Raw genomic sequence first — 21,429 nt, forward strand, 5'->3', positions numbered from 1 at the left:
GTCAAGACAGAACTGTTCGCTCCGCCAGCAGCAGGAGCGAAAAGCCTGCTGCCCGCTCAGACCCGTCCGCTCAGCGACGCGCCCAGAAGGCGCAGCTGGCGCATGATGAGCGCGCTGTCTGGCAGGGGCGCGTAAGGGTCGCTCTGACGCTTTGCCGCCTTGAGGACCGGGCGCGCCAGCATGACATAGCCAATCGCCGGAAATATCTCTGCTGGCAGGCTCTTGCGTGATGTGTCCAGCGCAGCCGCCGCGCCTCGCGCCGCGTCCACCAGCCCCGTACGAGCCAGAAGGGCCTTCTCAGGCTCCAGACCCCGGCGCAGGGCTTCAAGGCTGGCTCCGCTGGCGGTCAGCTCCGCTTCGGCAACCGGCGGGCGGCCAGCCGCGCACAGGCGCGCAAAATCACGCAGCATGGCGCTATATCCCCACAGACGCGCTGCCGCGATCAGGGCGGCCTGCCCCTCTTCGCCCGGCTGCCAGTCCGGCGCGCAGATCGCTGCCGCGAGCTGCATTACCAGCCCCGAACTGCGGTCCACATACCGCTCGCGCTCGGCCGCATCGGGGAAGGCCCCCTCGCCCAGATCGGCGTTGCGCGCCTCGATCAACGCCACCAGGTCATCCAGGGCAGGCCCGCCACGTTGCCCGCGCAAGGCCGCCAGCGCCTCATAGACGGGGTGGCGGCGTACCCGTGGCGGCTCGGCAAAGAGGTCCGACACCGCATCGCGCGCCCAGGCGAGGCGCATTTCGCCGATCACCGGCTCGGTGACGCTGGACGGGATACGCGCGATTTCCGCATTGAACACGTAAAGCGCCCACAGCCGCGCGCGCACTGGCTCCGGCGCGAACAGGGCGGCCAGATACCGGTCGGGATCGTCGCGGCGGACGGTGTCGGTCAGGCTGTCAGCGGACACGCTAAGGGCTTTCGCGCAGGAAACGGGTGGCAATCGCACGCACATTTAGTCTTTTGGCTTGCAAATGTAGACCCGTCCGGGTGAGTTTTTGCGCCCGACAAATTTTCCGGAGATCTCCCCCATGTCCGACCCGCGCTGGCCTCTGTCATCGTCCCTTATTGGTGCTGCCCTGCTCGCCGCCAGCCTTGCCGCCTGCTCCCAGCCTGCGGTCAGCACGGCAGAAGCGGTAAGCGAAACCGTACCCGCCGCCCGCACGCTCAATGGCGCCGGACTGGCCACACTGGACGCGACGCTGGAAACCTTCGCCGCCGCGCAGGCGCGTTCCGGCTATGTCGCCCTGATCGCGCGCGACGGCGTGGTGCAACACATCTCCGAAACGGGATTTGCCGATATCGAGAGCGCACGCCCGATGACAGCCGATACGATGGTGCGCATCGCCTCGATGACCAAGCCGGTCACCGCCGCTGCCATCATGCAGCTGGCCGAGGATGGCGCGCTGAGCCTGGACCAGCCGCTCGCAGACATCATCCCGGCCTTTGCCGATACGCGCGTGGCCGTCTCTGTCAGCGCGAACGGTGAAGGCGAGATCGAGACAGTTGCCGCCGAACGCGCCATCACCATCGAGGACCTGCTCACCCACACCTCCGGCATTGGCTATGTCTTCGACTACGAGACCGATCTGGGCCGGCTCTATCTCACGCGCAATGTCTATGAAGACCGTGAGATGACGCTTGAGGAGCGCATCGACCATCTGGCCGGCCTGCCCCTCTACTTCCAGCCCGGCGAGCGCTGGTACTATAGCTGGTCGAATGACATTCTGGGCCGGGTTGTCGAGGTTGTTTCGGGTCAGGACCTCGAAAGCTACATGCAGGCGCACATCTTCCAGCCGCTGGGCATGGACAACACCACCTTCTTCCCCGGCGAGGAACACCGCGAGCAGATCGCGACGCTTTATACCCATGACGAAAACGGCGCGATCCAGCCGGTCCCGACGAGCCTTGATTATGCCTTTGGCGCCAATGTCGCCGCTGGCGGCGCGGGCCTGTTCTCGACGGCCAACGACTTTTTTCGCTTTGCCCAGGCGCTGGCCAATGGCGGCGAGCTGGACAGGACACGCATCCTGTCAGCCGACAGCGTGGCGGCCATGAGCCAAGTGCATGTTGGCGCAGACCGCATGCCCGCGAACATGAATGCCGGCAATCTCGGCTTTGGCTATTCGCTGGGGGTCGTCTACGAGGGCCAGGGTTCAAGCGCCAGCGGCTACCCGGCCGATTTCGGCTGGGGCGGGTATTTCGACACCGACTTCTTCGTCAGCCCCTCGACCGGCGTTGTGGCCCTGATCCTGGCGCAGGAACAGCCCTCCGCCACCTCTCCGCGCGAAGGCGCGCGGGCCATATTCCGTGAGCACATACAAGCCGTGATCGGCGAATAGACAAAAGCCCCCGGCAACAACCGGGGGCTTTTTTCTTCTGCCGGATAGTCCGGCTCAGCCGAGCGTCTGATACCCCGCCATCGCCACCAGCATGGGCAGGGAGAGCAGCGTATTGGTACGCGAAAACAGCATGGCGGTACGCGCAGCCTTGGGCTTGGCGTCGGCCTCTGCCTCGACAATCCCCAGCGCGATTTTCTGGTTCGGCCAGATCACGAACCAGACATTGAACGCCATCACCAGCGCCAGCCACATACCGATGCCCAGGAAGACATGGCCAGCCGTCGCCGCGCCGAGCAAGCCAAAGGACAGCGTCTCCAGCCAGTAATTATTGACCACCGCCAGAACGAGGCCCGTCAGCACGGTGAAAGCCGCCGCCCAGCGGAACCAGAACAAAGCCTGCGGCGCGATATGCTTGGAGATGGCCGGCTTCTGCTCATCCGGGATGGACGGCATGGTGGGGATCTGGACGAAGTTGAAATAGTAAAGCAGGCCAATCCACATAATGCCCACGACCACATGGGTCCAGCGCAGCGTGGCCGACCAGAAAATCTGGCTGTCCAGCCCCAGATTGGCAAAGAGCAGCGCGTAAACAAGCAGGAACGCCAGCGCCAGGGCGGCAGAAACGCCGACCGTCAGACGAAGATTGGTAAGAATAGCAGCCATGATGTCAGCCCCCTTGGCTCGAAATTGAGTCGCAAGGGGAGCATACGGCACAATGCCGCATGCTGACCATCACCGGGGCGAAAGCTAGTCGTCGCGCTCGCCGGAATCGCGCCGGACACCGGTAATGGTGAGCAGCGGAGCGGCCACGAATATCGACGAATAGGTACCGATCCCCACACCCCAGATAAGGGCGAGAGCAAAGCCTTCCAGCGCCGGGCCGCCTATCGCCGCCATGGCGATAAGGGCAACAAGCGTGGTGCCTGATGTCAGTATCGTGCGTGACAGGGTCGCGTTGATCGCCAGGTCCAGAACATCCGCCGTCGGCAGGGATTTGTATTTGCGGAACATCTCCCGGATGCGGTCATAAATGACCACGGTATCGTTCATCGAGTAGCCGACAATGGTGAGAATGGCCGCAATCGTGGGCAGGTTGAACTGGAGCTGGGTAACGGAGAAAAAGCCGATAGTGATGATGACGTCATGGGCCAGCGCCAGCACGGCGCCCACCGAGTACTGCCACTCAAAGCGCAGCCAGATATAGACCAGCATCAGGAAGAGCGAGACTAGCACCGCCGTCGCGCCAGCTATACGCAGCTCGTCAGACACCTGGGGGCTGATGACCTCCATGCGCTCGAAGCTGACATCGGGCACCGCCTCTACCAGAGCTGCGCGCACCAGCTGTTGCACGGCCTGCTGGGCCTGGGCCGCATCCAGCGCGTCAAAACCTTCCAGCGCATTGATGACCTCAGGGTCGATCTCGCCGACACGTATGAGCACGTCTTCCTCGGCACCAAAGCCCTGAACCTGCACATCACCGGGCACTGCCGCGGACACTGCTTCGCGGATCAGCGCGATATCGGCCGGACCTTGCGTGCTGATTTCAATCGCCGTGCCGCCGCGGAAATCGATGCCGAGATTAAGGCCCATGGTGAAGAAGGCCGTCACCGACCCCAGCACCATGAACAGAGAGAGGATGAAGGCGCCCACCCGCATGCGGATGAAGCCGAACTTCGTCTCCACCGGCAGGAAGCGCACAAGGGCAAAACTGGAAAGATTCATGGTTTTCTCTCCCGCCTACATCGGCAGGGCTTTGGGCTTGGCGAAACGCAGCCAGCCCGCCAGAAGAAGCCGCGAGAACACAAAGGCGGTAAAGACCGATGTGAGAATGCCTATGCCCAGCGTCACGGCAAAGCCGCGCACCGGACCTGCGCCCATCATGTAGAGCACGGCCGCCGCGATGAAGGTCGTCACGTTTGCGTCCAGAATGGCCGACAGCGCGTGCTGATAGCCGTTCTCGATGGCGTTGGTCACCGTCCGGCCCGACCGGTATTCCTCGCGGATGCGTTCAAAGATCAGCACGTTGGCGTCCACCGCCATGCCGATCGTCAGCACGATACCGGCGATACCCGGCAGGGTCAGCGTTGCCTGCAGACCGGACAGCCCGCCCATGAGCAGACAGATATTGACGATCAGCGCGAGCGTGGACGCAATGCCGAAGAACCCATAGGCCAGCAGCATGAACACGATAACGAGGCTGAACCCGATAATGATCGCGGTCTGGCCGCGCTCAATGGAATCCTGTCCCAGACCGGCGCTGACCGAACGCTGTTCAACCGGGGTCAGGCGCGCAGGCAGCGCGCCGGCATTGAGCATGTTGGCCAGATCGTTGGCGGATTGAACCGTGAAACCGCCATCAATCATGCCCGACCCGCCCATGATGGGCGAGCGGATGCGCGGCGCGGAAATAATCACATCATCGAGCACGATGGCAAAACGGCGCCCGACATTGGCCGCCGTTGCATCACCGAAGGCGCGCGCGCCGGAGGTGTTGAAGGTGAAGTTCACCGAAGGCTGACCTGCCTCGTTGAAACCCTGGCTCGCTCGCACAAGCTGCTCGCCCGTCACCAGGGCGCGGCGCTGTACGGCGAGGAAGGGCTCACTGGGCTCCTCGGTCGGCATGATGACGACGCCGGGCGGTGTACGTCCCTGCCCGTCCGGGCCAGGATCCACATTGGCCTCGACCATGTGGAAGGTCATGCGCGCGGTCGTACCGACGATTTCGATAATACGCTGCGGATCACTTTCACCGGGCACCTGCACCAGCACGCGGTCATCGCCCTGGCGCACAATCGTCGGCTCGGTCGTGCCGGTGCCATCGATACGCCGGCGGATGACCTCGACCGACTGGGTTACGGTCCGGCGCTGGATTTCTGCGAAGGCGGCTTCAGTAATGCTGACGCGGATCGTGCGCCCGTCCGGGTCTTCCTCGATAGACAGGGTCTGGTCGAGGCTGGCCTGTCCGAAGGAATTGGACACCGGCTCGTTGATGCTGCGCAGACGGCGCAGGGCCGCCTCCATGTCTTCCGGACGAGACAGACGCACCACAACGCGCCCCTCAACCACCGCAGGCGCCGCTGTCAGGATGGGCGGCTGATTGCGCAGCACCGTGCGCACATCATCTGCCAGCCGGATCAGGCGCTCGGAGCGCACCTCGTCCATATCCACCTGGAACACCAGGTGCGAGCCGCCACGCAAGTCCAGCCCCAGATTGAGCGTGTCGCTGGGCAGGACTGTCCACACGCCCTGCGGACGGCCATCCGGGCCGTAGCGCGTGCTTTCCGGCACGAAATTGGGCATCAGGAACAGCACCCCGATCAGGATGGTTCCGAGGATGAGGGCTATCTTCCAGCGGGCAAAATAAAGCATGGCGGATTGCAGATAGGGCGCAGCGGCGCTGAGCGCTAGCCGCGCGCGTCCTCGTCGCTGTCATCGGCATCATCGTCGTCACGGCGCGAGCGCGACGGCTCGGTACGTGCACGCACTTCGGAAATCGTTTGGCGCACCACTTTCACGCGCACGCCCTGCGCCAGCTCGACGGTCAGCTCGCCATCGGCCACACGCGTCACCTTGCCGATCAGACCGCCTGCGGTGACAACCTCATCGCCGCGGCGCAGTGCCTCGACCATTTCGCGGTGTTTCTTGACGCGCTGCTGCTGGGGACGGATCAGCAGGAAATAGAAGACGATGAAAATCAGGATGAACGGGAAGAGCTGGATCAGCAGCGCACCCATTCCGCCGCCGCCACCGGCAGCCGCAAGCGTCACAGAATCGAGAAATGCAGGCATGGTGTTGTATCCTTGGATGCAAGGGGGGATTTGCGCGGGACTATATCCACACGCACCGCAGGCGCAACTCGCATCCGCTTGTTGTGCTCAGTTATCAGCGGCGCGGAAGGTATTGCAGCGGATCGACCGGCGTCACACCGCGCCTGATCTCGAAATGCACCTGCACGCGGTTGGCTGACCCGGTGGAGCCCGCTTCGGCGATCACCGTACCCGCTTCCACCTGCTGCCCCACCGAGACCCGCAGGACGGAATTGTGGGCATAGGCCGTCACCCAGTCGCCATGGCGCAAAAGAACAAGCTCGCCATAACCCTGCAACTCATTGCCCGCATAGACCACTTCGCCAGCCGCCGCCGCGCGCACCGGCTCGCCGACATTGGCCGCTATCTTGATGCCGTCATTGCGCCGCCCGCCCGGTTGGGAGCCGAAATTGGCGACCACCTGACCGCCATGCGGCCAGCGGAATTGCGGCGCGCCGGCAACAGGCTGGGAAGGCTGGGCCGGCTGACTGGCAGGCGGCGGTGTTTGCGTCGGCCGCTGGCTGGGCGCAGGCGCAGGGGTGGCCGCAGCCGTCTGCACCGGGCGTGCGGTGCCGGTAAGCTGCAACTCCTGACCGGGATAGATCGTGTAGGGCGCCGGAATGCCGTTGATCGAGGCCAGCTCCTGCTGGGTCATGCCATGGCTGACCGCGATGCGGTAAAGATTGTCGCCACGCCGGACCGTATAGGTGCGCGCCCCGCCCGGCATGACCAGCACCTGGCCTTCACGCAGGGTATAGGGGGCGGAAAGATTGTTCTCGGCAGCCAGATCGAGCCAGCGTACGCCGCACCGCTCGGCGATACCGCTGAGCGTGTCGCCGCGCCGGACGGTATGGCGAGGTCCGCAGCTGGGCGCTTGCGGCGCGGCGCTGCGCGAGACGGAGGACGAATCGCGAATAGGCTCAGGACGCGATGCGCACGCGCCGAGCGCTACGCAAAGCACCGCCAGAGCCGTCCATCGAAACGTCTGCGTTATCATCGGCCGCCATTCCTGCCCGCACCGAAGGGGGGTACGGGCAGGCATCATGGCGCGGGAGCGTTAATCACGCGTTAGCTACACGCGCAAGGGTCAGCGCGACGCGCTGGTATCGCCATCGGCCGGTGAAAGACGCTCGAATTCACCCAGGCCGCAGCTGCCAACCAGCATGCTGGCCGGACCGCTATCGACAATTCTGATGACTTCACCCCGGCAGAACTGCGTGCCGGACGTGGAGTATTGCAGATAGGTGCTCGTCCGGGCCGCGCCGCTGCAACGGCCTCTCACGACATTGAGATACATGTCCCGATTGCGCATTTCGACGAGGAAATGGTGGTCGTCGAGCGGCTGGATCGAGCGCAGCTGAGACAGGCTGATGCAGGAGCGGGTCTCTCCGGTGCGCTCAAACTGGGCCAGGCGCTCTGCCGCTGCCTCGCTCATATCCTGTGCCGATACTGCCGAAGCCATGCCGAACGCCGCTGCCGCAGCGGCAAGTCCGGTCAAAAAATGACGAGGTTTCATGCGGATATCTCCCTTGGAAGGCCATCCAGTCCCTGCGCCAAGGATGAAGCGTCCCGCCGCAAGGTCAAGCTGAGGTGCGATCACGTTTGCATGTCAGAGGGAGCGCGCCACGCCCTCCACCAGCGGTACAAAGCGCACATCCAGCAGTGCCTCCTCGCTGATTTCACCGTCTTCCAGGCGGTAGCGGTAGAGGGTCTGAACGGGTCCGTTCTCCACCGGGGCCACGCACACACCGCCCTCGCGTAGCTGGGCCAGAATGGCGTCAGGACGCGATGGCGCAGCCGCCGTGATGATGATCCGGTCAAACGGTGCCTGCTCCGGCCAGCCCTTGGTGCCATCGCCAATGCGCGTCACGATATTGGTCAGGCGCAAGCCTTCAAAGCGCTTTACGGCTTCGAGAGACAGCGTGCGGTAACGTTCTATCGTGTAGACCCGGCGGCAAAGCCTTGCCAGCACGGCGGCCTGATAGCCGGAGCCGGTGCCGACTTCGAGCACCTTGCAGCGGTCGGTGACCTCCAGCGCCTGCGTCATCAGGGCGACGATGAGGGGCTGGGAAATGGTCTGGCCGCAATCAATCGGCAAGGGGCGGTTTTCAAACGCGTGATCGGCGAAGTTTTCGGGCACGAACAGATCGCGCGGCGTGCGCTCAATCGCGGCCAGCACCGCCTTGTCGCGGATACCGGCATTGCGAAGCGCCATGACCAGCTCGATAACGCGCGTGTCAAAGCCCCCGCTCATGGCCGCCTTCAGCTTTCAGCCGGCGCATCCACCGGCCCGGCCAGATGATCGGCCAGCCGGTCGCGCGTCTCGTGGTGGGTCAGATCGAGATGCAGCGGCGTGATGGAGATGCGGCCCTCATAGATGGCTCTGAGATCAGTGCCGACTGCGGGTGTGGAGGGCCGTCCCTCAAACCCGATCCAGTAATAGGCTTGCCCGCGCAAATCCTCGCGGCGCACGGTCTTGATATTGTGCTGGTCGCGCATGCCCTGCACCGTCACCTCGATCTCGTGCACATCTTCCGGCTCGCGGTCCGGGAAATTGACGTTCATCACGACATTTTCCGACCAGCGCTCTTCGAGCAGCTTTTTCAGGATGACCGGGCCGAACGCGCTGGCCGTCTGCCACTTGATCGTGTCGCGCCCCGTAAAGCCGTACGCCTGCGAAAACGCAATGGAGGGAATGCCCATCTGGCGGCCCTGCATCGCGCCGGCCACCGTGCCGGAAACCGTCACGTCCTCGGCGATGTTCTGGCCCCGATTGACGCCTGACAGCACCAGATCAGGCTCCTTGCCCTCCACGATGTCATTGATCGCCATCAGCACGCAGTCTGCCGGCGTGCCGGTGACCGCATAGCGCTTGTCGGCGACGCGGCGCGCGCGCAAGGGCGAGTTCAGCGACAGCGCCCGGCTCATGCCGGACTGTTCCTCGGCAGGCGCCACCACCCAGACATCGTCGGAAATGGCCTCCGCCATCGCCCGCAGGACTTTCAGACCCGGCGCGCGGATCCCGTCATCATTGGTGATGAGAATGCGCGGGTTATTCCCGGTGAAAAACTTGCTCACAGCTTCAAGACCTCAATCCCGCCCATATAGGGGCGCAGCGCGGCCGGTATGGTGACCGAGCCGTCTTCATTCTGATGATTCTCCAGCACGGCCAGCAGCGCGCGGCCAACCGCCACGCCTGAGCCATTGAGCGTGTGGAGATATTCCGGCTTCTTCTCGCCTTCGCGCTTGAAGCGGGCTTCCATGCGGCGGGCCTGGAAGTCACCACAGTTCGAGCAGGAGGAAATCTCGCGATAGGTGTTCTGGCTGGGCAGCCACACTTCAAGATCGTAGGTCTTGCGCGCGCCAAAGCCCATATCGCCAGCACACAGCAGCATCACCCGGTAGGGCAGCTCCAGAGCGCGCAGGACCGCTTCGGCGCAGCCGGTCATGCGCTCCAGCTCCTCCTCGCTCTCTTCGGGCTTCACAATCGAGACCAGCTCGACCTTGTAGAACTGGTGCATCCTCATAAGCCCGCGCGTATCACGCCCCGCCGCACCGGCCTCGGAGCGGAAGCACGGCGTATGCGCCGTCAGACGCATCGGGAAGGCGCTCTCGGCATGAATCGCGTCGCGTACGAGGTTGGTCAGTGAGACTTCAGCGGTGGGAATGAGCCAGCGGCCATCCGTGGTATGGAATTGATCCTCGGCGAATTTCGGCAACTGTCCGGTGCCGAACAGTGCCTCATCGCGCACCAGCAGCGGCACGCTCGTTTCCGAATAGCCATGCTCGGTCGTGTGCATGTCCAGCATGAAGGCCGCGAGCGCGCGCTCCAGCCGGGCAAGCTGGCCTTTCAGCACCGCAAAGCGCGCGCCGGACATGGCGGCAGCGGCCTCGAAATCCAGCCCGCCAAGGCCCTCCCCGATAGCCACATGGTCTTTGGGTTCAAAGCCAAGCTCTCTCGGCTCACCCCAGCCGCGCACTTCCTCATTATCGTTCTCGTCCGCACCTTCGGGCACGTCCTCGAACGGCATGTTGGGCAGCGAGGCGAGTTCAGTGCGCAGCGCCTCGTCGGCGGCTTTCTGGGCGGCGTCGGCTTCGTCCATCTGGCCTTTCAGACTATCCACTTCGGCGCGCAGCTGATTGAACAGCGCGTCATCGCCCTTGGCTTTGGCCTGCCCGATCAGCTTGGACTTCGCATTACGCTCGGTCTCGATCTCCTGCAGGCGCGCGGTCGCTTCGCGGCGCTTGCTATCGAGCTCCAGCAGGCGCGATGCCTCCGGCCCGCGCCCGCGCTTTTTCATGGCGGCGTCGAAGACGTCCGGGTTTTCGCGAATGAAACGTATGTCATGCATGGGATTTGGCCCGCCGAAAAGTTAGGCCCGCGTGATAGCCCCGCCCGCCCCACACGTCCACCGGGCTTTGGCGGTGGGGGTGAGGCTAGCTCCCTCCGCCTTCTTCGAAGACACCTCCCCCGCAAACGGAGGAGGAAACCATCATTGTGCGTTTTCCCGGCGCAAGCCGGGATCCAGAAAAATACTGGGCACCGGCTTTCGCCGGTGAAACGCGTGGTGAGTTGTACTCAAAGCCAACAGGCCGCTCTGCGGCCTGAAAAGCGCGATCCCCGATCAATAGAAAGAGGGCTACGCGCCCTTCGTGAACACGGCCGCGCATTCCACATGGGCGGTGTGGACGAACTGGTCCACGGGGGTGACCGGTCCCATGCGGTATCCGGCGCGTACCAGAATGGCGGCATCGCGCGCAAACGTCGCCGGGTTGCAGCTGATCGAAACGATCACCGGGACACCGGATCCGGCGAGTAGTTCCATCTGCTCTTTTGCGCCCGCGCGCGGCGGATCGACTACCGCCATCGCCGCCCCGGTCAGCTCGCGGATGGAGAGCGGCTCCAGCGCCAGATCGCGTTGCAATACGCTCACAGGCTTCAGGCCCGGCGTATGGCGCGCAGCGTGGTCCAGCGCCGCCAGCGGCGCAGCCTCTCCCTCTACGGCCCTTACAGGGGCAAGGGACGCCATGCGCAGCGCGAACGCGCCCGAACCCGCATAGAGGTCGATCACGCCCCTCGCCTCTTTGGGCGCAGTCTTGAGGGCGGTTTTGAGCGCGTCCATGACGATTGAAGCCAGCGCCGCCTCGCCCGCATCGGTCGCCTGCAGGAAGCCGCTGGGCGGCGGAGCTACCTTGGCGCTGCCAAAGCGCACAACGGGCGGCGTGCCTTCCGCGATGAGTTCTGACCCGATGGTCAGGCGCGCCCAGCCCTCACGCGCCAGCAGCTCCCCGCCCGTCAGCCGGTCATCCAGCGTGACCGCGCCTTTGCGCGCCACATGCACGTCGAGGCCCGGATCAGTTGCGGTGACCGAGATCGTCGCGGTGTCGAACTTTGGTGTGAGAACGGCCATGGCCAGTTCACGCAAGGCCGGGAAGGATTTGCGGATACGCGCCTCGGCTATCGGACAGTCATTCGTGTCGGCGATGGCCTGCCCTGCCCGCTCGGTGAAGCCCAAGAGCAGGCGCGTGCCCATCTTGCGCGCATGCAGGGCGACCCTGCGGCGGCCCGCACCGCCCGCCTCGACGAGCGGCAACAGCTCAGGCGTCAGCCCCTCGCGCTCCAGCGCATCGGCGATCAGATCACGCTTCCATGCGCGATAGGCATCGCCCTGCCAGTGCTGCAGCGAACAGCCTCCGCATTTTTCTGCGACGGAACAGAAAGGTTCAATGCGTTCATGGGAAGTGGTCAGGCGTTCACGTATCCTCCCGCGTTCGCCCCGCGCCACGATATCAGCGGTCTCTTCGGGCAGAAGGCCGGGTACGAATACCGATCCGCCGGTTTCCGGATCCGGGCAGATGGAATCACCGCGCGCGCCTATGGCACGGGCGGTCACGCGCAGCGCGCGTTCGGGCACGGCCCTGCCGGGCGAAGATGAACGGGAACGGCGCTTCATGGCGGTGCGTTTGCACTCCTGCAGGCCGTATCGTCAAGCGCCACGCGGTAAATCGCGCGCCGGACAAACCTGAAGCAATCGTTCATGTCCGGCTCAGCTAGCTATTGTTACCGTCTGGTTAATTGCCCGATTATGGCCTCTTGAAACCAAGGAGGAAGCCCGATGGCGACCGGAAAACTGACTGTCTCGGTAGCAGCGATTGCACTGATGACCGCCTTCGCTGCGCCCGGCGAACTGCCCTTCATTCCGTCGGCGGAAGCAGCCAATGCTGTCAGCCTTGAAACCGAAGCCCAGCAACGCGACGGCCGCCGGGGCGGTCAGGAGAGCCGCGGCGGACGCCGCGGTGGTGGTCAGGAAAGCCGTGGCGGACGCCGGGGTGGCGGCAGCGAGAGCCGTGGCCAGCGTGGTGGCGGTGGCCGCGAGAGCAGCTGGCAGGGCCGCCAGCAATCGCGCCAATCCGCGCCTCAGCAACGGCCGCAGTCCACGCCCAGCCGTCCGTCCCGGCCTGCCCCCAGCCGTCCAATAGTCTCCGAATCTGAACTGCGCCAGTCTGCACCCCGCGGACGCAATATGGCCACTGGCCAGCCTGCACCCAGCCGGACCTCGAGCACTACACAGCCTGCGCCCCGGCGTGACGCGCAGGCCAGCCGTCCGGCTAGTCGACCGGCCACACAGTCGGCTCCGCAGCGAAGCTCTGCACCCCAGCGCCCGGCTGCCCGGCAGCAGGCGCAACGCCAGCAATGGCAGGGCCGGCGCGGTGATAGCGACCGCCGCGCCCAGTTCGAGCAGCGCCGCCAGCAGGCACAGCGCGGCCAGAGCCAGCAAAGCCGCCCGCAAGGCCGCCCCGACCGCCGCGACTGGCAGGACCGCAGACAGGCCCAACGCCAAAGCCGGCCGCAAGGCCAGTGGCAAAACCGTCCGCAGGGCAGTGCACGGCCGCAAGGGCGCCCGCAAGGCCAGTGGCAAAACCGTCCGCAGCGTCACGCGCGGCCAAACTACCGCCACCGCCACTATAATGTGCGCTATTCCCGCTCGAACGCGGTGCGTGCGCCTGCGGTCTATCACAATCATTACTATGTGAACCGGTATGGCCGCCGGAATGTGCGCTGGACGCCGCCCGTGCGGATCGTCCACCACCATGTTCATTATTCCGGGTGGAACTATCATCCCCGCTATCACTCCAGCTATGGCCGCGCGAACTTCTACTACACCGATGGCGTGTGCCGCCCCAGCGGTGGCAATGTTGCCGCTGGCGCGCTGGTCGGTGCCCTGCTCGGTGCTGCGGTTTCGGACGGTGATGCCGGCGCGCTTCTGGCCGGTGGCCTGATCGGGGGCGGTCTGGGTGCGGCCCTGAGCAGCTGTGACCGTGGCCAGTATCACTACGCCACGCACTACGCCTTCTCCACGGGCAACCCGTATTACTGGCACAACCCGTATTCAGGTGTACGCGGTGTCGTCTACGCCCGCGACTTCCACACCTGGAGCAATCAGCGCTGCCGCTGGGGCGACGCGGAGATCTTCCTGCCCAATGGCGAGGTTGCCTATGACCGCGTGCGTATGTGTCAGGACCAGCACGGCTACTGGCAGGTCGCACGGGTTCAGTAACCTTCGCGATCCGGGACGACGCGTAAACCGCCTCGCCGCTCATCGGCGGGGCGGTTTTCGTTCATGTTGCGCTCATCGCCGGTCTGGCAGGGTAGGCCCATATTCAAGGACCAGGCACGAAAGGAGCCCCTTGCGATGAAACATGTTCTGAAGAGTTCGGCCATCGTTGCCGCAGCGCTTGCGGCCCCGCTGGCTCTCGCCCCTGCCGCGCAGGCACAACAGACCTACGCCGAATGCATCTCCCAGCAGCGCAATCAGCAGGTGACAGGCGCGGTTGTCGGCGGTCTTCTGGGCGCAGTGCTTGGCGCGCAGATTCATAATTCCAACGAATCGGCACGGCGCGACCGCCACTATCAGAACCAGGCCCACAATCATCGCGGCTGGCGCGGCCATCGGGGGCATCGCGGACATCGCGGCCAACAGCAGTATCAGCGCCGCTCCAATGATGGTGCCGTGATCGCCGGTGCGGGCCTTGGCGCACTGGCAGGCGGCGCGATGGGCAGTGTCGGCAGCCGGTGTGACCATCTGCCCGGCGGCCCGCGCCCGCAAGTGGGCTACCAGCAGCCCCAATATGGCCAGCAGCAATACGGTTACAGCCAGCAAAGCTATGGGCAGCAGGGCCATGACCCGTATTACGACGATTACGGCTATCAGGATAACAGCCAGCTGGCTGGCGGGCCGGGCTATGACCCCTATGCCTACCAGCCCCACGGCACCCAGCCCCACTATCCGGCCCAGCAGGTGAACCAGAATTGCCGCCAGGTGCAGATCACCGGCCGGTATGAATGGGTCTGTCAGGGCCCGGACGGGGTGTGGCGTCCGTCGAACTAGTTAGTGAAGCTCAGCCCATCTGGGCCTCGCCCCTCGCCCTTCGAGACGCCGCCTGCGGCGGCTCCTCAGGGTGAGGGGTGTCTCGGTCGCCCGTTCGGGCTTGCGGCGGCCAGAGGCCGCCGAAAAGGGCGACCGCGCGTTATTTTAGTTCCGCAACGCATCCGCGTTGCGATGTTCCGCGAAAAGTCGCGGGCGCGCGTTTGCGCTTTTCAGGCCGCAAAGCGGCCTGCAAGGCCGACCGGCCGCCGGGCACTTTTGCCCGCAGCGACGCACGGATGTGCGGAGCACAAAGCATAAAAGGCGGCTCATCAGAGCCGCCCTTTTTCTATTCCTTCGTTTCCACCCTGGCCTTTTCAGCCTTTTCCTTCTGCTTCTCCGGCGGCGGGAGAACAGGGTCGGCACTGCGCCCGGCAAGGCGCGCCTCCAGAGAGGCTTCCGCGCGCGGCAGCACGCCCTTCAGCCCGTCATTACCCTCCTTCATCACGAAGTCCGCGCCCGACACATAGGTCGCCCGGCCCAGAAGGTGCCCAGCCACAGGCAGGGTCGCCAGCAGGAAAACGATAATGACAAAGGCAGTGAGGCCCAGATTTTCGTCCGTGTAAGACACGGCCACGCCCGCTACCAGCAGGCCCGCCCCCAGCGTACCGGCCTTGGTGGAGGCGTGCAGGCGCAGGAACGGGTCCGGCAGGCGGAACACGCCGATTGCCGCCACGATCAGGAAGAACATGCCGCCCAGCATCAGGACGGCGCCGATAATCTCGCGGATCATTGATCGGTCTCCTTGCGCTCAAGGAACACGGCCAGCGCCACCGTGGCGATAAAGCCGGTAACGGCAAGGCCAAGTCCGATATCGAGAAATTCCTTGCGCCCGGTGACAAGCGTGGTCAGCGCCGTGATACCGATGGCCAGCACCGTCATCATGTCCAGCGCGACGAAGCGGTCTGCCAGCCCCGGCCCGATGACAAGGCGGATGCCGGTCAGTAACAAGCCCAGCACCAGGCCAACGAGCAGATAGGTCGAGAGAAGATCAGGTATCATGGTTATGCCCTACGCCTCCGACCGGATGAGAATGCTTTCAAACGTGGTCTTGATGCCGTTGATCGTCGCCTGCTCGTCCGCGCAGTCCAGCGCATGCACGTAGAGCGTCTTGCGGTCCTCGGAGACATGCAGGGACGTCGTGCCGGGGGTCAGCGAGACCAGATTGGCCAGCGTCGCGATATGGATGTCCGTCTTCAGATCAAGCGGCACCGCCACTATGGCCGGGTTCAGCCGGATGGACGGATTGATGACCGCCCAGGCCACGGCAAACGAAGACTTGAACAGCTCGATGAGGAAGATGACGCCGAGCTGCGCCCAAATCCCCAGTTTTGCGATCAGACGAAGCGGGTTCATTGGCCTGTCCCCATTACGGCTTCGATATAGGCGGACGGATCAGCGAGGCCTGCACCGGCGGCCTGCGTCATCTCCATCAGCGGACCGGCATAAAGCCCGATGGCCAGACTGACCAGCAACAGCGCGGTGGCGGGAACCAACATCACGCGTGGCAGGCGCGCGGTAGCGCGCATACCCTCAGGTGCAGCCTTCCAGAACGCTTCCATCCAGATCTTCGCCACACACATCAGGCTGATGAGGCCGGTACCGAGCGCAACGCCGCCAAGAATGGGCCTGCCCCCGTCAAACGCGGCGTCCGCCACCAGCACCTTGGCCCAGAAGCCGGAGAAGGGCGGCAGGCCGGCCAGCGACAGGCCCGCACCGAAGAAGATCACCGCCAGCACCGGATGGGTGCGGATCAGCCCGCCGATTTTCGTCAGGTCGGACGATCCGGCGGCAACAGCGATCACGCCTGCCAGCAGGAAAATCGCGCCTTTCAAGATGATGTCGTGAATGAGATAGAAGCTCGCCGCGCCAAGCCCTTCCGGCGTCGAGAGCGCCAGGCCCATCATCAGATAGCCCATGCCCGACACGATCAGGAAGGCCAGCATGCGGCGTATATCGGTCTGAATCAGAGCAGCAATCGCGCCGGTCACCATCGTGATCACCGCCACCCAGACGACAATCTCGCCGACCAGCCCCGTCGTGCCTTCAAACAGCAGCATGAAGACGCGCATGGCTGCGTAGATACCCACCTTGGTCAGCAGCGCGCCAAACAGCGCCGACACGACCGGCGGGGCCGTGTGATAGGCAATCGGCAGCCAGAAGAAGAGCGGGAAGGCCGCTGCCTTGACGCCAAATGCCAGCAGGAAGAGAACAAGCGCGAAAGTAAGGCCCGCTGACGGCTCCATCTCCGGCACGATGCGTGCCAGATCAGCAAAGTTCAGCGTGCCGGCCGCGCCGTAGAGGAAGGCCACGCCGGTCAGGAACAGGATCGTGCCGAACAGGTTCAGCGCGGCATATTTCACTGCCGCGTCCAGATTGACCCCGGCGCGGTGAACCACCAGCAGTCCTATGGCGCAGACCAGCAGCACCTCGAACCAGACATAGAGGTTGAAGATATCGCCGGTGAGGAAGGAGCCGTTCACGCCCACCATAAGACCGCAGAAGAGCGGGAAGAAACCGCCATGCAGCGCGTTCTGGTCCACGCCCCGGAAGGCGTAGACAGAGGCGGCAAAGGCCACCAGGCCCGCCGCCGCGACTGCCAGCGCGGACAGCGGATCTGCGACAAGGGCAATGCCGAAGGGTGCAGGCCAGTTGCCCGGCTGGGAAGACATGACGCCGCCATCACGCACTGCCAGCAGCAGGGCAATACCGGCAGCAGCCATGAGGCCCATGCCGATGACCGTGACCCAGCGCTGCCAGTCCGGGCGCAGCCAGAAGACCGCGCAGAAGCCCGCCATGGTCAGCGGCAGGACTATCGGCAGGGAGACAAGAAGATCAGTGCTCATTTGCCCGCCGCGCTCCCCTCACCGGCTTCACCCTTGAACGGATCGCCCAGATCACGCGCGGCATTCATCTCGTCAGCGTTCACCGTGCCAAGCGCGCGTGTTGCCTCGTAGGCGACGATGGCCGCCAACGCCAGCAGCGCAAAGCCGATCACGATAGCGGTCAGGACAAGCGCCTGCGGCAGCGGGTTGGCCGCGCCCTCGCCCAGCGCATAGCTGCCCGCCTGAATGATGGCCGGGTCGGTCGCGCCCAGCCGTCCGGCCAGGAACAGGATCAGGTTCACACCGGTGGCGATCAGGGCCGTGCCCAGTACGATGCGGATCACATTGCGGTCCAGCATCAGATAGATGCCGGACGCCATGACGGCGGCGACGGCAATAGCGTAGAGCAGCGTCATTCGCTCGCCTCCTCGGCGCCGGTTTCATACATGCGGAAAAGGATGGAGAGCACCCCGCCGACCACGACGAAATAGACGCCGATATCAAACAGCAAGGTGGTGCCGAGCTTCAGCTGGAGGAAGCCGATCTGGCCCTCCCACCACAAATGGTAGAGGAAGCCGCCAAAATCCCCGAGCAGGGGCGGCAGGCCGGACAGGATCGCGCAGAACAGGCCGATGCCCATCAGCACGACCGGGTGCAGGATCAGCCAGCGCTCCGCCTTGTCCGCCCCGAAGGCCAGCGTGACAATCGTATAGGCCGCCGCTGCTGCCAGCCCGCCGATAAAGCCGCCGCCCGGCTCGTCATGGCCGCGCAGGAGGATGAAGATCGAGAAGATCAGCATGGCGACGAAGAACATCCGCGCCAGAGCGTTCAGAATGACAGATTGCATAGACCTAGCCCTCCTTCTTCACGCGGCGGCGCAGCAGCGCCCAGACGCACATCGTGGCAAAGGCCACCACGGCAATCTCGCCCAGCGTATCGAGCGCCCGGAAGTCGACGAGGATCACGTTGACGACATTGCGTCCCTGCGCCTCGACATAGCTCGCCTCGCCAAAGAAATCTGACAGACGCCGGTCAAACGGCAGCACGCTCATCGCCAGCACGCCAAGCCCGCAAGCCAAGCCGAACCCGGCCGAGATCGCCAGCGCCACAGGCCGCTTGAGCAAGGAGACTTGCGGTGATGGCCGCAGGGACAGGCGAAGCAGCACCGCCAGCAGGATGACGATGGAGAGCGTTTCCACGGTGAACTGGGTGAAGGCGACGTCCGGTGCGCCATTCATCAGGAACACCACCGCCATCGTGTAGCCGACAATACCCACGCCCAGGATCGAGATCAGGACCGAGCGGGCAAAGGCAGCGACCGCGCACCCGATCAGGGTGAGAACCAGCACCACCGCCATGTAGGGACGCACTGGCTCGGCAGCGGCCGCCGTGATCATGTCACCGCTGAAACCGGCGAGCGACAGCAGGAGAGCCAGCGTGGAAACGCCGAGCGTGATGGCGATATAGGTGCGAAGCGACAGGGTCTGCAGCGCGCGCGCCGTGACCTGCCCTGCCCGGTCCAGCCAACCCATCACCGCGCTGTAGCCAAGGTCTGCAAACACCACATTGGCCTTCACATTGTCAGGATCGCGGTAGAGCCGGGTCCAGAACCAGACGAGCGCTGCGCCAGCGGCCAGCAGGCCGAGCGTGATGAGGAATTTCAGTCCCAGCGTCGGCGCCGCGTGAACTTCAAGCACGACTGTGCCGCCATAAAGCGCGCTCATCGCCGGGACGAGGATGCTGTTCCACGCCAGTGCCGGCATGACGCCAATGGCAAGCCCCAGCAGGCCAAGCGTCAGCGGCGGCAGGGCCATGCCGTAATATTCCTTGTGGTAGAGCTTCACCTCGCCATAGGGCGGCTTCAGGAAGAAGGGTTTGAGCGCGGCCAGACCGGCCACCGCCGTCATCACGGCAGAGCTCGCCAGCGCCACGAAGGTCAGCCACATGCCCCAGTTTCCGCCCTCAAAGGCGGCGGTCAGGAACAGATCCTTGGCCTTGTAGCCCAGGAAGAACGGCACGCCCGCCATCGAAATCGCCGCCAGAACGCTCGCAATCGCGGTAATCGGCAGCTTGAAGCCAAGCCCGCCGAGACGGGCCAGCTCGTACTGGTGGGTGGAGTGGATTACCTGCCCGGCGGTGAAGAAGAGCGCGGCCTTGTAGAGCGCGTGCGCGATCAGGAAGCCGACCATCGCCTTAACGCCCGCCTCGCCCGGCACACCGACCAGCAGAACCAATGTCGCCAGCGAGCATACGGTCGACCAGGCCAGCACCGCCTTGAAGCCGGTGGAGCGCATCACCGCATAGGCCGAGATCAGCATGGTGATGCCGCCAAACACCATCAGCGGGCCGTAGAAGATCAGGTACTCGCCAAACCCGGTATCAAAGCGGGCCAGCAGATAGACACCGAGCTTCACCATGGTGGCCGAGTGCAGATACGCGCTCGCCGGGGTCGGCGCGGCCATGGCGTTGGGCAGCCAGAAATGGAAGGGGAACTGGGCAGACTTCGTGAACGCGCCGATCAGCACCAGAACGATGATCGCCGGGAAGGCAGGCGAATTGGCAATCTGCGGCGCCTGCGCGGTGATCTCGGTCAGGGAGAACGTGCCAGCTGTCAGGCCCAGAATGATGATGCCGCCCAGCAGCGCCAGACCGCCGCCCGCCGTGACCACCAGCGATTGCAGCGCGGCTTTGCGGGCCTTCGCATCCTCATGCTTGAAGCCGATCAGGAAGTAGGAAACGAGGCTCGTCATTTCCCAGAAGATGAACAGCATGATGAGATCATCGGCCAGCACCGTGCCGAGCATCGCCGTCATGAACAGCAGGATGAAGCCCAGGAACCGGCCCCGGTCCTTCGCGTCATCGCTGAAATAGCTGCCCGCATAGATCACCACCAGCGTGCCGATGCCGGTAATCAGAAGCGAGAACAGCAGGGAGAAGCCGTCCAGCCGGAAGCCCAGCGACACGCCGTAAGCGGGCACCCATTCGATCGTCTGCAGAATGGCCGTGCCGACCGGAAGGTCAGGCAGCTGAAGCAGCAGCGACACAAACAGGAATGCCGGTACCAGAGCCAGCAATGGCCCGGCAAAGCGCCCGGCGATTCGGGTGACGGGCGCAGCAACGAGCGCGCTCAGCGCCGCTATGATCACAAACCAGACAGGCGACATCGGGCCTCCGGCGATTAGGGGACGGACGGTCAAGGCAGGAAGGGGTGTTAAGCAAATACCGCAGCGCAGCGTCAACGATAATTGTAAGAACCACGCGGCCCGTGGGGCTTTATGCACGCCTCGCATGGATGAGGATTTCGCGGTTGCCATCACCTCCGGCAACCGGGCTGGGCGTGACAGCCTGCGCCGGCCAGCCCCGCCCTTCCAGCCAGTCCTGAAAGGCGTTCAGCGCCGTCTGGACTGCTGCCTCGTCGCTGACGATACCGCCCTTGCCGATATGGGCGCGGCCCACCTCGAACTGCGGCTTGAACAGCGCAATCAAATCCGCGTCAGGAGATGCCAGCGACAAGGATGCGCCGAGCAGTTTGGCAAGGCCGATAAAGCTCGCATCGCACACGATGAGCGAAGGTGATTCCGGTATCACGGCCGGCGAAAGCTCGCGCGCATCCGTGCCTTCAAGGCTCGTCAGGCGCGGATGGGAGCGCAAGGACGGGTGCAGCTGGTCCCGGCCAACATCAACCGCATAAACCCGGGCTGCGCCATGCTGCAGCAGAAGTTCGCTGAAACCGCCGGTCGAACTGCCCACATCAAGACAGATGCGCCCCTGCGGGCTGACCGCGAACGCATCGAGAGCGGCCACCAGCTTCAGCGCAGCCCGGCTGACGAAAGGGTGTTCGGCCTCTGCCTCAATGTGGGCGCCGGACGGCATGGTCTGCGAGGGCTTGCTCAGCACCTCGCCATTCACCCGCACGCGCCCTGCCCGTATCGCCGCCTGCGCACGCGCGCGGCTGTCGAAATGACCAAGCGCGACCAGCTGAATGTCTGCTCTGACAGATTTCGAAGAATATTCTTTCAAAGAAAACTCCAC

The 21,429-nt window shown here is 64.3% G+C and carries 22 protein-coding genes; 3 read left to right on the forward strand and 19 right to left on the reverse strand.

Annotation, left to right across the window (positions count from 1 at the left end):
* Window positions 1–56: 56 nt before the first annotated feature.
* Window positions 57–908 carry a squalene/phytoene synthase family protein gene (locus AB6B38_RS04955; RefSeq protein WP_371394665.1) on the reverse strand — a complete coding sequence of 284 codons (852 nt, stop codon included), beginning with the start codon at window positions 906–908 and terminating at the stop codon, window positions 57–59.
* A gap of 121 nt (window positions 909–1,029) precedes the next feature.
* Between AB6B38_RS04955 and AB6B38_RS04960 the strand changes: the two genes are divergently transcribed.
* Complete coding sequence (locus AB6B38_RS04960; RefSeq protein ID WP_371394666.1) at window positions 1,030–2,340, forward strand: serine hydrolase domain-containing protein; 1,311 nt, start codon at window positions 1,030–1,032, stop codon at window positions 2,338–2,340.
* 54 nt (window positions 2,341–2,394) lie between these two features.
* On the opposite strand, the gene AB6B38_RS04965 is transcribed toward AB6B38_RS04960, so the two are convergent.
* From AB6B38_RS04965 to AB6B38_RS05010, 10 genes are all read right to left on the reverse strand, one after another.
* Window positions 2,395–3,003 (reverse strand): urate hydroxylase PuuD, encoded by a 609-nt coding sequence (locus AB6B38_RS04965; protein WP_371394667.1) that lies wholly within the window; start codon window positions 3,001–3,003, stop codon window positions 2,395–2,397.
* 84 nt (window positions 3,004–3,087) lie between these two features.
* A complete protein-coding gene (gene secF / locus AB6B38_RS04970; protein ID WP_371394668.1) occupies window positions 3,088–4,062 on the reverse strand; it encodes a protein translocase subunit SecF in 975 nt (324 codons plus the stop codon).
* Between the two features lie 15 nt (window positions 4,063–4,077).
* A complete protein-coding gene (gene secD, locus AB6B38_RS04975; RefSeq protein ID WP_371394669.1) occupies window positions 4,078–5,709 on the reverse strand; it encodes a protein translocase subunit SecD in 1,632 nt (543 codons plus the stop codon).
* Between the two features lie 35 nt (window positions 5,710–5,744).
* Window positions 5,745–6,128 (reverse strand): preprotein translocase subunit YajC, encoded by a 384-nt coding sequence (yajC, locus tag AB6B38_RS04980; protein WP_371394670.1) that lies wholly within the window; start codon window positions 6,126–6,128, stop codon window positions 5,745–5,747.
* Window positions 6,129–6,222: 94 nt separating this feature from the next.
* Entirely contained in the window at window positions 6,223–7,143 is a 921-nt protein-coding gene (locus AB6B38_RS04985; RefSeq protein ID WP_371394671.1) for a LysM peptidoglycan-binding domain-containing protein, read from the reverse strand.
* Between the two features lie 90 nt (window positions 7,144–7,233).
* Window positions 7,234–7,662: a DUF6491 family protein gene (locus AB6B38_RS04990; RefSeq protein WP_371394672.1), complete on the reverse strand. Its 429-nt coding sequence runs from the start codon at window positions 7,660–7,662 to the stop codon at window positions 7,234–7,236.
* A 93-nt stretch (window positions 7,663–7,755) separates the two neighbouring features.
* The gene (locus AB6B38_RS04995) at window positions 7,756–8,400 is read right to left on the reverse strand and encodes a protein-L-isoaspartate(D-aspartate) O-methyltransferase (RefSeq protein WP_371394673.1); all 645 of its coding nucleotides are present in this window, start codon (window positions 8,398–8,400) and stop codon (window positions 7,756–7,758) included.
* A gap of 8 nt (window positions 8,401–8,408) precedes the next feature.
* Window positions 8,409–9,224 carry a 5'/3'-nucleotidase SurE gene (gene surE / locus AB6B38_RS05000; RefSeq protein ID WP_371394674.1) on the reverse strand — a complete coding sequence of 272 codons (816 nt, stop codon included), beginning with the start codon at window positions 9,222–9,224 and terminating at the stop codon, window positions 8,409–8,411.
* Complete coding sequence (gene serS, locus AB6B38_RS05005; RefSeq protein WP_371394675.1) at window positions 9,221–10,498, reverse strand: serine--tRNA ligase; 1,278 nt, start codon at window positions 10,496–10,498, stop codon at window positions 9,221–9,223. The genes surE and serS overlap by 4 nt, the downstream gene beginning before the upstream one ends.
* 288 nt (window positions 10,499–10,786) lie before the next feature.
* Window positions 10,787–12,100 (reverse strand): class I SAM-dependent RNA methyltransferase, encoded by a 1,314-nt coding sequence (locus AB6B38_RS05010; RefSeq protein WP_371394676.1) that lies wholly within the window; start codon window positions 12,098–12,100, stop codon window positions 10,787–10,789.
* A gap of 162 nt (window positions 12,101–12,262) precedes the next feature.
* Here AB6B38_RS05010 and AB6B38_RS05015 point away from each other — a divergent pair, with 162 nt between their 5' ends.
* Together AB6B38_RS05015 and AB6B38_RS05020 are read left to right on the forward strand one after the other, a co-directional pair.
* A complete protein-coding gene (locus AB6B38_RS05015; RefSeq protein ID WP_371394677.1) occupies window positions 12,263–13,705 on the forward strand; it encodes a hypothetical protein in 1,443 nt (480 codons plus the stop codon).
* A 135-nt stretch (window positions 13,706–13,840) separates the two neighbouring features.
* Entirely contained in the window at window positions 13,841–14,536 is a 696-nt protein-coding gene (locus AB6B38_RS05020; RefSeq protein WP_371394678.1) for a hypothetical protein, read from the forward strand.
* 325 nt (window positions 14,537–14,861) lie between these two features.
* On the opposite strand, the gene mnhG is transcribed toward AB6B38_RS05020, so the two are convergent.
* The 8 genes from mnhG to AB6B38_RS05060 all read right to left on the reverse strand — a co-directional run bounded on the left by mnhG (window position 14,862) and on the right by AB6B38_RS05060 (window position 21,417).
* A complete protein-coding gene (gene mnhG / locus AB6B38_RS05025) occupies window positions 14,862–15,305 on the reverse strand; it encodes a monovalent cation/H(+) antiporter subunit G (RefSeq protein ID WP_371394679.1) in 444 nt (147 codons plus the stop codon).
* On the reverse strand, window positions 15,302–15,574 hold the full coding sequence (locus AB6B38_RS05030) for a monovalent cation/H+ antiporter complex subunit F (RefSeq protein WP_371394680.1): 273 nt from the start codon (window positions 15,572–15,574) through the stop codon (window positions 15,302–15,304). The genes mnhG and AB6B38_RS05030 overlap by 4 nt, the downstream gene beginning before the upstream one ends.
* A 9-nt stretch (window positions 15,575–15,583) precedes the next feature.
* Window positions 15,584–15,928, reverse strand: a complete 345-nt coding sequence (locus AB6B38_RS05035; RefSeq protein ID WP_371394681.1) for a Na+/H+ antiporter subunit E — start codon at window positions 15,926–15,928, stop codon at window positions 15,584–15,586.
* The gene (locus AB6B38_RS05040) at window positions 15,925–17,418 is read right to left on the reverse strand and encodes a proton-conducting transporter membrane subunit (protein ID WP_371394682.1); all 1,494 of its coding nucleotides are present in this window, start codon (window positions 17,416–17,418) and stop codon (window positions 15,925–15,927) included. The genes AB6B38_RS05035 and AB6B38_RS05040 overlap by 4 nt, the downstream gene beginning before the upstream one ends.
* Complete coding sequence (locus AB6B38_RS05045; RefSeq protein WP_371394683.1) at window positions 17,415–17,813, reverse strand: NADH-quinone oxidoreductase subunit K; 399 nt, start codon at window positions 17,811–17,813, stop codon at window positions 17,415–17,417. The genes AB6B38_RS05040 and AB6B38_RS05045 overlap by 4 nt, the downstream gene beginning before the upstream one ends.
* The gene (locus AB6B38_RS05050) at window positions 17,810–18,244 is read right to left on the reverse strand and encodes an MnhB domain-containing protein (RefSeq protein ID WP_371394684.1); all 435 of its coding nucleotides are present in this window, start codon (window positions 18,242–18,244) and stop codon (window positions 17,810–17,812) included. The genes AB6B38_RS05045 and AB6B38_RS05050 overlap by 4 nt, the downstream gene beginning before the upstream one ends.
* Before the next feature lie 4 nt (window positions 18,245–18,248).
* Window positions 18,249–20,561: a hydrogen gas-evolving membrane-bound hydrogenase subunit E gene (mbhE, locus tag AB6B38_RS05055; protein WP_371394685.1), complete on the reverse strand. Its 2,313-nt coding sequence runs from the start codon at window positions 20,559–20,561 to the stop codon at window positions 18,249–18,251.
* Window positions 20,562–20,670: 109 nt separating this feature from the next.
* Window positions 20,671–21,417 (reverse strand): TlyA family RNA methyltransferase, encoded by a 747-nt coding sequence (locus tag AB6B38_RS05060; protein WP_371394686.1) that lies wholly within the window; start codon window positions 21,415–21,417, stop codon window positions 20,671–20,673.
* Between the last annotated feature and the right edge of the window lie 12 nt (window positions 21,418–21,429).

It is taken from the genome of Glycocaulis abyssi, assembly GCF_041429775.1.
Lineage (GTDB): Bacteria > Pseudomonadota > Alphaproteobacteria > Caulobacterales > Maricaulaceae > Glycocaulis > Glycocaulis abyssi.

Coding starts and splice junctions, on each gene's coding strand:
- AB6B38_RS05010 (WP_371394676.1), bottom strand. CDS start 12,100: ATGAAGCGCCGTTCCCGTTCATCTTCGCCCGGCAGGGCCGTGCCCGAA.
- secF (WP_371394668.1), bottom strand. CDS start 4,062: ATGAATCTTTCCAGTTTTGCCCTTGTGCGCTTCCTGCCGGTGGAGACG.
- serS (WP_371394675.1), bottom strand. CDS start 10,498: ATGCATGACATACGTTTCATTCGCGAAAACCCGGACGTCTTCGACGCC.
- secD (WP_371394669.1), bottom strand. CDS start 5,709: ATGCTTTATTTTGCCCGCTGGAAGATAGCCCTCATCCTCGGAACCATC.
- AB6B38_RS05030 (WP_371394680.1), bottom strand. CDS start 15,574: ATGATACCTGATCTTCTCTCGACCTATCTGCTCGTTGGCCTGGTGCTG.
- mbhE (WP_371394685.1), bottom strand. CDS start 20,561: ATGTCGCCTGTCTGGTTTGTGATCATAGCGGCGCTGAGCGCGCTCGTT.
- AB6B38_RS05035 (WP_371394681.1), bottom strand. CDS start 15,928: ATGAACCCGCTTCGTCTGATCGCAAAACTGGGGATTTGGGCGCAGCTC.
- AB6B38_RS04995 (WP_371394673.1), bottom strand. CDS start 8,400: ATGAGCGGGGGCTTTGACACGCGCGTTATCGAGCTGGTCATGGCGCTT.
- AB6B38_RS04985 (WP_371394671.1), bottom strand. CDS start 7,143: ATGATAACGCAGACGTTTCGATGGACGGCTCTGGCGGTGCTTTGCGTA.
- mnhG (WP_371394679.1), bottom strand. CDS start 15,305: ATGATCCGCGAGATTATCGGCGCCGTCCTGATGCTGGGCGGCATGTTC.
- yajC (WP_371394670.1), bottom strand. CDS start 6,128: ATGCCTGCATTTCTCGATTCTGTGACGCTTGCGGCTGCCGGTGGCGGC.
- AB6B38_RS04990 (WP_371394672.1), bottom strand. CDS start 7,662: ATGAAACCTCGTCATTTTTTGACCGGACTTGCCGCTGCGGCAGCGGCG.
- AB6B38_RS04960 (WP_371394666.1), top strand. CDS start 1,030: ATGTCCGACCCGCGCTGGCCTCTGTCATCGTCCCTTATTGGTGCTGCC.
- AB6B38_RS05020 (WP_371394678.1), top strand. CDS start 13,841: ATGAAACATGTTCTGAAGAGTTCGGCCATCGTTGCCGCAGCGCTTGCG.
- AB6B38_RS04965 (WP_371394667.1), bottom strand. CDS start 3,003: ATGGCTGCTATTCTTACCAATCTTCGTCTGACGGTCGGCGTTTCTGCC.
- AB6B38_RS05040 (WP_371394682.1), bottom strand. CDS start 17,418: ATGAGCACTGATCTTCTTGTCTCCCTGCCGATAGTCCTGCCGCTGACC.
- AB6B38_RS05050 (WP_371394684.1), bottom strand. CDS start 18,244: ATGCAATCTGTCATTCTGAACGCTCTGGCGCGGATGTTCTTCGTCGCC.
- AB6B38_RS05015 (WP_371394677.1), top strand. CDS start 12,263: ATGGCGACCGGAAAACTGACTGTCTCGGTAGCAGCGATTGCACTGATG.
- AB6B38_RS05045 (WP_371394683.1), bottom strand. CDS start 17,813: ATGACGCTGCTCTACGCTATTGCCGTCGCCGCCGTCATGGCGTCCGGC.